This window comes from Streptomyces sp. NPDC059917, from assembly GCF_042730635.1.
Lineage (GTDB): Bacteria > Actinomycetota > Actinomycetes > Streptomycetales > Streptomycetaceae > Streptomyces.
Genome location: NZ_JBHWLC010000010.1, coordinates 136,180 through 148,343 on the forward strand (window position 1 = coordinate 136,180; position 12,164 = coordinate 148,343).

At 73.6% G+C, this 12,164-nt stretch carries 9 protein-coding genes; 2 read left to right on the top strand and 7 right to left on the bottom strand.

All coding sequences use genetic code 11. From position 1 onward, the window contains the following. Window positions 1-58 precede the first annotated feature (58 nt). From ACFWAR_RS09045 to ACFWAR_RS09060, 4 genes are all read right to left on the bottom strand, one after another. Window positions 59-1,744: an LCP family protein gene (locus ACFWAR_RS09045; RefSeq protein ID WP_385774703.1), complete on the bottom strand. Its 1,686-nt coding sequence runs from the start codon at window positions 1,742-1,744 to the stop codon at window positions 59-61. A gap of 90 nt (window positions 1,745-1,834) precedes the next feature. Further along, a complete protein-coding gene (locus ACFWAR_RS09050) occupies window positions 1,835-3,607 on the bottom strand; it encodes an LCP family protein (RefSeq protein ID WP_385774640.1) in 1,773 nt (590 codons plus the stop codon). Between the two features lie 221 nt (window positions 3,608-3,828). Then, complete coding sequence (locus ACFWAR_RS09055; RefSeq protein ID WP_385774642.1) at window positions 3,829-5,040, bottom strand: LCP family protein; 1,212 nt, start codon at window positions 5,038-5,040, stop codon at window positions 3,829-3,831. Between the two features lie 184 nt (window positions 5,041-5,224). Then, a complete protein-coding gene (locus ACFWAR_RS09060) occupies window positions 5,225-5,974 on the bottom strand; it encodes a TIGR03089 family protein (RefSeq protein ID WP_385774644.1) in 750 nt (249 codons plus the stop codon). A gap of 139 nt (window positions 5,975-6,113) precedes the next feature. Between ACFWAR_RS09060 and ACFWAR_RS09065 the strand changes: the two genes are divergently transcribed. Both ACFWAR_RS09065 and ACFWAR_RS09070 read left to right on the top strand, forming a co-directional pair. Next, on the top strand, window positions 6,114-7,559 hold the full coding sequence (locus tag ACFWAR_RS09065) for a peptidoglycan recognition protein (protein WP_385774646.1): 1,446 nt from the start codon (window positions 6,114-6,116) through the stop codon (window positions 7,557-7,559). A gap of 456 nt (window positions 7,560-8,015) precedes the next feature. Beyond that, window positions 8,016-9,032, top strand: a complete 1,017-nt coding sequence (locus tag ACFWAR_RS09070) for a DNA-3-methyladenine glycosylase family protein (RefSeq protein ID WP_385774648.1) — start codon at window positions 8,016-8,018, stop codon at window positions 9,030-9,032. A 24-nt stretch (window positions 9,033-9,056) separates the two neighbouring features. Here ACFWAR_RS09070 and ACFWAR_RS09075 read toward each other — a convergent pair whose 3' ends face one another. From ACFWAR_RS09075 to ACFWAR_RS09085, 3 genes are read right to left on the bottom strand one after another with little or no spacing between them, the layout of a single operon-like run. Continuing rightward, complete coding sequence (locus ACFWAR_RS09075; RefSeq protein ID WP_385774650.1) at window positions 9,057-10,382, bottom strand: coenzyme F420-0:L-glutamate ligase; 1,326 nt, start codon at window positions 10,380-10,382, stop codon at window positions 9,057-9,059. Continuing rightward, window positions 10,379-11,338 carry a 2-phospho-L-lactate transferase gene (cofD, locus tag ACFWAR_RS09080; protein WP_385774652.1) on the bottom strand — a complete coding sequence of 320 codons (960 nt, stop codon included), beginning with the start codon at window positions 11,336-11,338 and terminating at the stop codon, window positions 10,379-10,381. Before cofD ends, ACFWAR_RS09075 begins: the two co-directional genes overlap by 4 nt. A 13-nt stretch (window positions 11,339-11,351) precedes the next feature. After that, on the bottom strand, window positions 11,352-11,903 hold the full coding sequence (locus ACFWAR_RS09085) for a cysteine dioxygenase (protein WP_385774705.1): 552 nt from the start codon (window positions 11,901-11,903) through the stop codon (window positions 11,352-11,354). Window positions 11,904-12,164 lie beyond the last annotated feature (261 nt).

Here is a 12,164-nt window from a genome sequence, read left to right on the forward strand (position 1 = left end):
ACGAGAAGAGGGGCCCGGCGGATCGCGTCCGCCGGGCCCCTCTTCTCGTGCGCGACGGCTACCAGGTGAAGCCCGGCTGGATCGCCATGCACTCCTTGTCGTCGTCGCCGTTGAGCGGACGCGCCGAGTCCGGAGCCTTGTTCAGGGCCGGGGCGGGCGCCGCCGGGGCGTCGCCCGTGCGCCAGTCCTTGCCCACGAACAGGGTGATCCCGGAGACGTCCGTCGAGCGCTGCACGGCGGAGGCGGGCAGGCCGAGCGCGGTGGCCACGGCCTGCGCGTCGGCGGCCTGGTCCAGGCCCGCGTAGCGGATCACCGTGGTGTCCTCGCCGGCGACCTGGTTGTCGGCCACGGCCTTGGTGAAGCCCTTGGCCGTCAGCAGCGCGGTGACCTCGGTCGAGCGGCCCTTGACCTTGTTCTCCGGAGCCTCCTTGCCGCCGGTCGCGTTGCGGACCAGGACCGCGATCTTGGCGGGCGGCGCGGCGGTGGCGGCAGCGGGCTGCGAGGGCGCGGGGGAGGCCGGCGCGGCGGTCTTGGCGCCCGCGGGGGTGCCCTTGCCGTCGAGCGGGACGTCATCGCGGACCATCTTGAAGAGTTCCTCGGCCTCGACCGGCTTCGGCTCGACCCGGCCCTCCTCACGGGTGCTGTACACCCACGGCATGGTCGTCATGGTGATCCGGCCCGTGGGGACCTTCTTGAGTTCCATGCTGAGGTCGAAGAGCTTGTCGATCTTGTTCAGGCCGGGGTCCACGACCATGGCCTTGATCGCCGCCTGCGCCAGGCTGTTGAGCTTCACCGGGTTGGTGAGCTTGGCGTTCTTGCGGAACTCGCGGGCCATGGAGTTCATGTACATGTGCTGGGCGTGCGTACGGCCGATGTCCGTGCCGTCCTCGAAGCCGTAGCGGGTGCGCAGCCACTGCAGGGCCTGCTCGCCCTGGATGACGTTCTGCCCCTTGGGCAGCTTGAGGCCCGAGCCCTTGCCCTCGCTGTTGCGCGAGATCACGTTCTGCTGGACGCAGACCGGGACGCCGCCGATGGCGTCCGCCATCGCCACCACGCCCTTGAAGTCGATCAGCATGAAGTGGTCGATCGGGATGCCGGTCAGCTCCTGCCAGGCCGCGACCGTGCAGCCGGGGCCGCCGCGGCCGAGCGACTCGTTGGTCTGCACGAGCCCCTTGCTGGCCTGGTAGACCTTGCCGTCCGTGTCGGTGCACTTGGGCATCTTGATCAGGGTGTCGCGCGGCATCGAGACGACCGACATGTTGGTGCGGTCCGCCGACAGGTGCAGCAGCATCTGCACGTCCGCCAGCGGCGGCCCGTCGAAGGTGTCCTTGGCCCCGCCGAGGGCCTGGTTCTCCTTGTCGTTGCGCGCGTCGGAGCCGATGATCAGGATGTTCAGCGGGGTCTGCCCGAAGGCGTTGGGCTTGGACCCCTTCAACCGACTGTCCCCGAGGTTCAGGATGTCCGTCTTGATGCTGCCGTTCATGTAGCGGTAGTACAGGTATCCGGCGCCGGCCGTCCCGAGTATGACGAACGCCAGCACCGAGGCCGTCCAGCGCAGCACGCGTCTGCGCCCCCGCCGCCCGGGTCCCGTCGGGCCGCCCGCCCCGGGGCCGTTGCCGCCGCCGCCGGCGGCCGCGCTCCCCGAGCCCTCGCGTGGGCGGGGTACCGCGCCGGGTGCCCCACCGCCGCCGCTGCTGCCGGGTATGCCTCCGGTGGCCCCGGAAGGCGCACCCTCCCCGCGCACGTTGCTGTGCGTCACACGTACCCCCCTCAAGATCCTGATTCGTCAGGCATTGTGCCGGTCATTCCTGTGGTGGTCCCCCATCGGGACCCCCTATTTGGCGCAGACGGCCTTGTCGGCCTCGACCCGCTGGACTCCCTCCGGCGCCTGCTGCGGCGCCGTGAGCGAGATCCCCGCACCCTTGAAGTCCGCGCCGAGCGTGAGCTTCATCGGGGTCTTCGGCGGTGCGTCCGCCGTGCCGGGCTTCAGGGCCGAAGCGGGCAGGCCCATCATGTCGGCGAGCGCCCGGGCCTGGTCGGCCTGGTTGGGCGCGTACTCCAGCGTGGTCCGGTCGAGCTTCGCGGGCGCGTTGCCCAGGTTGCTCGACTTTTCCACGCCCTTGGAATTCTGCAGCCACGCGAGCGTGGTGGAGGCGGAACCCTGAGGTCCGCCGCCGTTGGTGACGCTCACCCGGACGTCCGAGGCCGGCGCGCGGTTGCCCTGGAGCAGCGCGTCCTGCTTGGTCTTGGCAGCGGCCTCGGCGGCCTTCTCCTTCTGCTCCACGGCGGTCAGCGAGACGTCCCCGCGGATCATCTGGAGCAGGGGGTCGGCCTGCCCCGGATTGATCACCACGGTCGCCTTGACCCGCTCCGCCGGATTGTCGAGCACCGGCAGCGTGGTGAAGGTGATGTTCTTGGGGTTGATCCCCTTCAACTCCCCGGCGAGTGCCGTGAGCTGGGAGATCGACCCCATGCCCTTGTCGACGCTCAGCGCCTTGGTGGCCGCCTCCGCGAGCGCGAACAGCTTCTTGGGGCTGCTCAGCGTCTCCTTCGACTTCATCTCGCGGATCATCGAACTCAGGAACTGCTGCTGGGTCTTGATCCGGTCCAGGTCGCTCTCGTTGCCGAAGGAGTGCCGGGTACGGACGAAGGCGAGCGCCTGCTCCCCGTCGAGCCGGTGCTCACCGGCCGACAGGTCCAGCTTCGAATCCCGGTCCTTGACGGCCTTGTCCAGGCAGACGGGCACCCCGCCGACGGCGGTGCTCAGCGTCTTGACCGCGTTGAAGTCCGCCATCAGGAAGTGGTCGACCGGGATCCCGGTCAGCTCCTGCACCGTGCGCATGGTGCAGCCCGGGTCGCGGCCCTCCTGCCCGAGGCTCGTGTTGAAGCGGACCCCGCGCTGGGAGGGGATGTTCTTCGTCGAGCCGTCCGGCTGCTTGGTGGGGCAGGTGGGGATGTTGGTGATCAGGTCGCGCGGGATCGACAGCGCCGTCGCGTTCGTCCGGTCCTTGGAGACGTGGAAGAGGAACGTGGTGTCCGCGTGCCCGGGACTGTCCGAGTCGCCGTAGCCCTGGTTGCCGTCACCGGTCCGCTTGTCCGTGCCGATGATCAGGATGTTGATCGGCTGGTCCTTCTGGAAGCCGTTGCGCCCGGCGCCGAGGGTGTCGGTGGTCTTGATGTTGCCGTTCAGGTGGTCGTAGTAGAGGTAGCCCGCCAGCGCGCCGCCCACCAGGACGAAGGCGAGCGAGCCGCCGACGACGGCCAGTCCCCTGCGCCGGCCGCGGCCACCACCGCCACCGGCGGCCTTGCGCCCGCCGCGCCGTCCGCCGCCCGCGCCCTCGCCGCGCCGGGGTTTGGGCACTCCCGGGGACGGCGCGGTGGGGCTCGCGGGGTTCGCGGGAGTCGTCGTGGAGCGGCCGGGCCGGGCCGAGCGGGGGGCGATGCGGGGGGAGGCGAAGGGGACGCGGGCTCGTCTGGAGGAGGCTACGGAAGGCTGCTGCGCAGCGGAGCGGTCCAGTCGCAGCTCGTAGTTGCCCGTGCGGGGGTCGATGACCCACTGGTCTGCGGGGTCGACTTCTTCTGCTCGCCCACGGCTGTGCGCATCCACGGTTGCTCGAGTCCTCCGTCGGGTGCCTCGCGACGCGCCTCCCCCCAGGCGCTCGGTCAACGATCCGGCTGGTGCGCGGCCTCAGGCCCGCCCGCGCACCGGATCGCTCACCTTATCCGGCCAATTCGCTGTCAAACCATGCTGGTGAGAAATTCCACTCCCCCTATAACTGGGCAATCGCCCCATCCCGCTCGGTTCGGGCACCGGCTTTTTGGATTGCTTTACCGGCAGGTGGCGGTCCCCGCCGTGGTTCCCGTGAAAGCGGGGGCGGGGGAGGCGCTCGCGGTGGCTCCCGTACCGGCCGACGGCGCACCGCCGCCCTCGTCCGCGGCGGTGCCCGACGCCTGTTCCCGCTGATCAACGGGCGCGGACGGGACCACCGTCACGGGCTCGTCCATGCGCAGCTGGCGGAAGAGCCGCTCCGCGTACGGCTCGGCCAGTTCGTCCCGGTTCGGGTCGGCCGCGTACGGCCTGCGCGGCACCGTCAGGAAGTTGATCCGGTCGGTCGGTATGTCCCGCAGGCCGCGCACCAGTTCGTAGAGTCCCCGCAACGAGGCCAGCCCCGGGTCGGTGGTCACCGAGGAGGTCGCCGCGTCCAGCAGCGGGTAGAGCTTCGCCGGATTGAGCAACACCCCGTTGCTCTGCACCTTCTTCACCAGCGAGCCCAGGAACTCCTGCTGGCGGTCCATGCGTTCGGTGTCGCTGCCGTCGCCCAGGGCGTGCCGCGCCCGGACGAAGCCGAGCGCCTGCTCGCCCCCGAGGGTCTGCCGACCGGCGGGCAGCTTCAGCTTGGCGTCGGTGTCGTCGACGGGCTCCTTGAGGCAGACCTCGACCCCGCCGACCGCGTCGACCACCTTCTTGAAGCCGCCGAAGTCCACCACGATGTGGTGATCGACCCGGATGCCGGTCAGCTTCTCGACGGTGCGGACCGTGCAGCCCGCCCCGCCCCACTCGAAGGCCCAGTTGAACTGGGCCAGCTGCTCGACGGTGCGGGTCCCGTCCGGCTTCACGCAGCTCGGTACGGTCGTCATCAGGTCCCGGGGTATCGACACGGCGGTCGCGCTGCGCCGGTCCGCGGGCAGGTGCAGCAGGATCGCGGTGTCCGAACGCTGGGTGCCGCCGTCCTGCCCGTACCCGGCGTTGTCCCGGCCGGAGCGCGAGTCGGAGCCGAGCAGCAGGACGTTCTGCGCCCCGTCCACGACGTGCACCGGGCGCTCGCGGTCGTAGCGGCGCAGCTCGGCGGCGGCGGAGGTGTCCTCCTTGATGTTGCCGTCGAGCCTGCGGTAGATCCACCAGCCCGTGGCGGCCCCCAGCAGGACGAACAGGACCAGGCCGAGGCCGATCCAGCGCAGCAGCCGACGCCGCCGGCGCGGGGGCGGCGTACCGCCCGTGCCCGCACCGGTGTGCCCGGTTATGCCTGCGCCGTCCGTCACGTCCGTGTCCGTTCCTCACCGTGGGCGAGAGCCCCGTACGGGTGAGTACGCGGCCTACGCCGATCCTGCCCCCGGGTCGCCGGAGCGGCCCGGGGGCAGGGGGCCGTAGTAGGCCGTGTGGGTGACAAATAGCGCGTTCCCGCAGGTGGGCGATGTGGCGGCGGCGCGGCCGTTCAAACCTCCCCTAGGCGGTGTGGGTGACGCGCTCGCTCTCGGTCCGCTGGGCCAGGGCGCCCCGGTCCAGCTGCTCCAGATGGCGGCAGAGCACCACGGAGGCGCCCGCGGCCAGCGGTGCGAACAGCCCCGCCGACAGCCCCTCCCAGGTGTCGAAGCCCTGTCCCGACAGCAGCCGCGAACCGGCGGCCAGCCCGCGCCCGGCCGCGTCCGTGCGGGCCAGGTCGACCAGCTCCGCGTACGAGAGCGTGCGGCCCCCGACGCTCAGCGCGGGCCCCGCCGGATCGACCGGCACGAAGGGCGCGAACCGGTCGCCCTGCCCCGGCACCTCCACCGCGTAGTCCGCGAATCCGGCCGGGGGCTGCGGGAAGCGCCCGCCCAGCGGCCGCAGCGCCAGGGCCACCCGCTCCCCGGAACAGGCCAGGGCCTCCTCCAGCGTGTCCGGCCCGCTCACCACGAGGTCCGCGTCGGCCGGATCCCCGCCGACCTCGACGCTCACGCCGACCGAGGCGCAGGCGAGCAGCCACACGGCGCTCTGCCAGTGCGCGGGCAGCAGCAGCGCGAGCCGGTCGCCGGGCTCGGCGCCGAGGTCGCCCTGGAGCAGATTGGCGGTCTTGGCCACCCAATTGGCGAAGGTCGCGACGGACAATTCGACGCGCTCGCCCGTCGCGTCGTCGTAGAAGGTGACGAGGGGGCGGCCCGGGTCGGCGGCGAGCGCGGATCGCAGCAGGTCGGCAGGGGTGCGGTCAGTGGTGTTCACGCCGCTCAGGCTACGCGGGGCCCTCCCCCGGACGGCGGTCATACCCCTCCCCCGTACGGAGGAGGGAGCGGGCCGCGAAACCGACGATCCGTCAGTTCTCGGATGGCGGGCCGCCGGGGGCGCGTTCAGCATCCATTGCATGCGTGGATTCCTTGCTTCCTCGATCGGCGTCGCGACCGCGGCCGCACTGTCCCTCCCGCTCGCCCTCGCCCTCCCCACGGCGGCGGCGGCCCAGGCCGTGACGGCGGCGGCCCCCGTGGCCCCGGCCGCCCCGGCCGGGTCCACCCAGTCGCTGCCACTCGTCCCGCTCAGGTCCGCGGCCGACCGGGACACCGGCGTGCCCGGCATGAGCGCCACCCCCCGCCTCCCCGAGACCAAGGGTCTGCCCGCGCGTGACGTGGGGACCTTCTCCATGGTCGGCGTCGTCTGGGACGACGCGGCCACCCAACTGACCGGCCGGGTCCAGGTCCGTACCCGCTCCGTCGGCACCGGCACCTGGTCCGACTGGCAGGACGTCGAGACCCACAACAGCGAGCACGCCGCCGACCCGGACACCGCGGAACGGGCCGCGGGCCGGGTCCGGGGCGGCACGGCCCCCCTGTGGGTCGGCGCCTCCGACGGCGTCGAGGTCCGCGTCATGGCCGAGCCGGCCGCCGCGCCCCGCGCCGCGGGCCCCGCGAAGCTGCCGTCCGGGCTGCGGATCGAGCTCGTCGACCCCGGGGCCACACCGGCCCGGGCGCTCCCGGCCGCCGACGCCAAGAACGGTGCGGAGCCGGGCGAGCCGGGCGAGCCGGGCGGGGACGACAAGGGGGAGGCGGCGATCGGGGCTCCCATGAGCATGGAGATGGCCGAGTCCTCGGCGGCCAACGTGCCGCACGCACCGCTCGGCGCCACCCTGATCCCGGCGCTGAACAAGGCCGACTCCACCGCCGACGCCATCCTCGCCAGCGAGGGCACGCTCAGCCCGGCGGCCCGGCCCTACATCGGCCCGCGCCCGGCCATCGTCACCCGGCGGGGCTGGGGCGCCGACGAACGGCTGCGCGAGTCCGGGTTCGTCTACACGAACACGGTCAAGGCGGCCTTCGTGCACCACACCGCCTCCGGCAACGGCTACGCCTGCAAGGACGCCCCGGCGGTGCTGCGCAGCCTGTACCGCTACCACGTGGTCAGCGAGGGCTGGCGGGACATCGGCTACAACTTCGCGGTCGACAAGTGCGGCACCGTGTACGAGGGCCGGGCGGGCGGTGTCGCCAAGCCGGTGCTCGGGGCCCACACGATGGGCTTCAACACGGACAGCATGGGCATCGCGGTGATCGGCACCTTCACGGACGCGCAGCCGCCCGCGGCGGCGGTGAACGCGGTCGCTCGGCTGACGGCGTGGAAGCTCGGCCTGTTCGGGGCGAACCCGCTGTCGAAGACGACGCTCCGGTCGGCCGGGGGCAACCTCTACCACAAGGGCACGAACGTCCGGATGAACGTGATCTCCGGGCACCGGGACGGCTTCGCGACGGAGTGCCCCGGTCGCCTCCTCTACGGCAAGCTCCCCACCACCCGCACCTCCTCGGCCCACCTCCAGGGCCGCTAGCCCACCCGAGGCGCAGCCACGTGCCCTCAATCGCCGGTCGGCCTCGACGGGCCACCCCAGCCCCGCCGGCGTCTGAGGCGCGACCTCGGGCGGAGCCCCCGGGTGCGGCCCGCGTGCCCTCAATCGCCGGTCGGCCTCGATGGGCCACCCCAGCCCCGCCGGCGTTTGAGGCGCGACCTCGGGCGAAGCCCCCGGGTGCGGCCCGCGTGCCCTCCGGGCGGGTGCCCTCAATCGCCGGGCGGGCTTGATGGGCCTGAGCCCGCTCGATGGGGCAATCCAGCCCCGCCGGCGTTTGAGGCGCGGCCTCGGGCGGAGCCCCCGCGTGCCCTCCGGGCGGGTGCCCTCAATCGCCGGGCGGGCTTGATGGGCCTGAGCCCGCTCGATGGGGCAATCCAGCCCCGCCGGCGTTTGAGGCGCGGGTCCGGGCGGAGCCCGGGGCGGGGCTACGCTCGAGCCATGGCCGGACGCTTCGATCCCCTCACCCGCACCGCGATCCGCGGCGGCCGCACCGACATCCCCCAGGCGCCCCCGGCCTCACAGGCCCCCACCCCCGCCCCCCGCTCACGGGAGTGGACGAGCCCCGGCCCGATCGAGCTGGGCCTCGTCCTCGGCCCGCTCCGCCGCGGCCCCGGCGACCCCACCTTCCGCACCACCCCCGACGGCTCCGTCTGGCTCGGCACCCGCACCCCCACCGGCCCCGCCACCCTCCGACTGACCCGCACCGCCGACCGCACGGTCACCGCCGCCGCCTGGGGCCCCGGCACGGAATGGGCGCTCGACACCCTCCCCGCCCTGCTCGGTGCCGACGACGACCCGAGCGTCTTCGTCCCCCGCCACCGCCTCGTGCACGCGAGCCACCGCCGCCGCCCCGGCCTGCGCCTGACCCGCACCGGGCTGGTCCTGCAGTCCCTGATCCCCACGGTCCTGGAGCAGAAGGTCACCACCGACGAGGCCTACCGCGCCTGGCGCCGCCTGGTGCGCCAGTACGGCGAGCGGGCCCCGGGCCCGCACCCGGACCTGTACGTCATGCCCGACCCCCGCACCTGGGCCCTGATCCCGTCCTGGGACTGGCACAAGGCGGGCGTGGACGCGAAGCGCTCGGCCACCATCGTCCGCGCCGCCCGCGTCGCGCCCCGCATGGAGGCGGCCGTCGCGATGGACCTCCCCGAGGCCCTCGCCCGACTGGAGGCCGTCCCCGGCATCGGCCCGTGGACCTCCGCCGAAACCCTCCAGCGCAGCAACGGCGCCGCCGACGCCGTCACCACCGGTGACCTGCACCTGCCGGGCACCATCGGCTACGCCCTCACCGGCGACCGCGACGCCGACGACGCCGCGATGCTGGAACTCCTGGCCCCGTACGCGCAGCAGGGCACCGGCCAGCGCCACCGCGCGGCCCGGCTGATCCTGCTCGCGGGCCGCACCCCGCCCCGCCGCGTCCCGAAGATGCCCCGCACCGACATCGGCCGGCTCTGAGGCCCTCCCGCCCCGCGCCGGGGCTCACCGCACCCGGATGAAGTCCGCCGGATCCCGCTCGGCCCGCTCGCGCGGCGCCCCGGCCGCGTGGCCGACCGCCACCGCGCCCATCGGGTCCCAGTCCTGCGGGAGCCCCAGCACCTCCCGGACCACGTCACGGCAGAACATCGTCGAGGACACCCACGCCGACCCGAGCCGCTCCCCGGCCAGCGCGACCAGGAAGTTCTGCACGCCCGCGCCCATCGCGACCACGAACATCTCCCGCTCGGCCGCGTCCCGCCGCGCGTGCCCGTAGTCGTGCGCCCCGTCCGTCACCAGGCAGGGCACCACCAGGTAGGGCGCCGCGCGCAGCACGTCCCCGCGCCGCACCCGCTTCGCGATCGATTCCGCGGACCTGCCGTCCCGGCGCAGGTCCGCGATCCACGCGTCCCGCATCGCGTCCAGCAGCTCCAGCCGCGCCGCGGCCGACTCCAGCAGCACGAAGCGCCACGGCGTCGTGTGGTGCGGCGCGGGCGCGGTGAGGGCCGCCGCGACGGCCCGGCGCACGGCGCCCGGGTCGACGGGCTCGGCGGTGAACTCCCGTACCGTCCGACGCCCGTGCACGGCTTCCCGTACCGCCTCCGAGGTCCCCAGCCGGAACATGTCGTCGGCGGGGGAGCGGATCAGCTCGCGCGCCGAGCCGCCCTCGGCGACCAGGTGGCCGAGCCCGCGCACGACGGCCACCGGCAGCCCGGTCGCCTTGCCCTTGACCAGGTCACCGGCCGCGGCCAGCTCGTCGGCGGTGGCCACCACCGTCGCGCTGAGCGGGTTGCCGTGGGCGTCGGTGCCGCCGCGCAGGTCGTCCATGACCCGGACCCCGGCGGCGCCGATCGCGACGTCCGTGAGCCCGGCGCGCCAGGGCCGGCCGAAGGTGTCGGTCACGACGACGCCGACGTCCACCGACAGCGCCGCGCGCAGTCCTTCGCGGATCGCGCGCGCCGAGGCGTCCGGATCCAGCGGCAGCAACAGGACCGTGCCCGGCGCCGTGTTGGAGGCGTCGACCCCGGCGGCGGCCATGACCAGCCCCTGCCGGTTCTCGACGATGCGCAGCGCACCGCGGCGGGCGACCACCCGTACCGTCTCGGCGTCTATGGCCTCCTCGCGGGAGTCCGCGGCGACGACGCGGCCCTCCGCCTTGGAGACGATCTTCGAGGTGACGAGCAGGACGTCCCCGTCGCGCAGATCGGGCGCGGCGCCCGCGATCAGCTTCGCCAGGTCGTCGCCGGGGCGGACCTCCGGCAGCCCGGTCACCGCCCGCACCTCGTACGAGGGGACGCCGGGCGGTGCGTACGAGGGGACGTCCGCGCTCATCGGGAGGCCTCGGCCAGGTCCAGCGCGGCCCGGGCCATCGCGGTGGTGGCGGCCAGGTCGGTCATCATCAGCGGCACCGCGCGGCAGGTGATCCCGGCGGCCTCGACCTCGGCGGTCGCGTCCGCGTCCGAGGTGTCGACGAGCCAGGCGTCCAGGAGCCCGGTGCCGTAGTGCAGGGCGACCGCGGCGGCCGAGGACTCGACGCCGACGGCGGCCAGCACCTTGTCCGCCATGCCGCGCACGGGCGCGCCCCCGACGATGGGGGAGAGGCCGACCACGGGCGCCCCGGCGGCGGCCACGGCCTCGCGGATCCCGGGCACGGCGAGGATGGTGCCGATCGAGACGACCGGGTTGGACGGCGGGAAGACGATCACGTCGGCGGCCGCGATGGCCTCCAGGACGCCGGGCGCGGGCTTGGCCTGCTCGGCCCCGACCGGTACGACGGCCTCCGCGTCCACCGCGGCCCGCAGCCGGACCCAGTACTCCTGGAAGTGGACGACCTTGCGCTCGCCGGTGGCCGCGTCGGTGATCGCGACGTGGGTCTCGACCCGGTCGTCGGACATCGGGAGCAGTCGCACCCCGGGCTGCCAGCGGTCGCACAGCGCCTCGGTGACGGCGCTCAGCGGGTAGCCCGCGGCGAGCATCTGGGTCCGCACGATGTGGGTCGCGAAGTCGCGGTCGCCGAGGCCGAACCAGTCGGGTCCGACCCCGTAGGCCGCGAGCTCCTCCTTGACCTTGAAGGACTCGTCGGTGCGGCCCCAGCCCTGGTCCTCGTTGATGCCACCGCCGAGGGTGTACATCACCGTGTCCAAGTCGGGGCACACCTTGAGCCCGAACAGGTGAATGTCGTCACCGGTGTTGCCGATGACCGTGATCTCCGCTTCGGGCTCGGCCGACATCAGTCCCCGCAGGAAACGGGCGCCGCCGATGCCGCCGGCCAGTACAACAATGCGCATGTAGCGCAGTGTGTCAGGCGGATACCGGCGTCTGGCGGGCCGGGGAGCAGGAGTGAGCGGCGTTACTCCGGACCGTGTCGGGGGCGCCTTCGCGGGCGCCGCCGCGCGCGTCGTCGCGCATCGGCATCTCGGTCAGGCCGGGGAAGTACACGTGCAGGCTGATCGCGCCGTCGAGGGCGTCGTTGACCACCTCGTGCGCGTAGCCGGGGGCGAAGACCCGCTGGCTGCCGGCGGCGAGGGTGCGCGGGCCGCGGGCGGTGTGCTCGGTGAGCTCGCCCTCCAGGACGGTGAGCACGCCGGAGGAGGAGCCGTGGTCGTGGGTGCCGCTGCCCTGGCCGGGGACCCAGCTGAGCAGCCACACCTCGTAGCCGGGGCCGGTGCGCAGCCGGTGGTACCAGCGGGAGGTGGCGTCGTACTCGACGAGGTGTTCCCACTGGGAGCGGTCGCCGGCGATCGAGCGGGCGAGCCCGACGAACTCGGCGACGGTGCTCGGGTGCTCGCGCTGCGGCTGGAGGAGGTGCTGGACGGAGAGGATGTCGCCGCCGATCTGGAGGTCGCTCTCCATGCCGACCGGCCATGCGGCCTGGCGGCCCGGCTGCGCCCGCCGGGCGTCCGGGGCGTGCCGCGGAGCGACCTGCTGGGCGGGCTGGGCGGTGTGCGTCGTGTGCGTCGCGTTCATTGCGGAGGTACCTCGACGGATGTCAGTGGCGCGGTCGCGCGGTCGGTTGCTGGGGGTGCGGAGCCGGTGCTCGGGGGAGCCGGAGCTCCGTGGGCATCAACAGCTGCAACAGCAACAGCGAACCTGGGCAGCGCACAGGAACCCACG

Bases quoted from the DNA above. Each gene is read 5' to 3' on its own strand.
- ACFWAR_RS09065 (WP_385774646.1), top strand. From the start codon at position 6,114: ATGCGTGGATTCCTTGCTTCCTCGATCGGCGTCGCGACCGCGGCCGCA.
- ACFWAR_RS09070 (WP_385774648.1), top strand. From the start codon at position 8,016: ATGGCCGGACGCTTCGATCCCCTCACCCGCACCGCGATCCGCGGCGGC.
- ACFWAR_RS09075 (WP_385774650.1), bottom strand. From the start codon at position 10,382: ATGAGCGCGGACGTCCCCTCGTACGCACCGCCCGGCGTCCCCTCGTAC.
- cofD (WP_385774652.1), bottom strand. From the start codon at position 11,338: ATGCGCATTGTTGTACTGGCCGGCGGCATCGGCGGCGCCCGTTTCCTG.
- ACFWAR_RS09085 (WP_385774705.1), bottom strand. From the start codon at position 11,903: ATGGAGAGCGACCTCCAGATCGGCGGCGACATCCTCTCCGTCCAGCAC.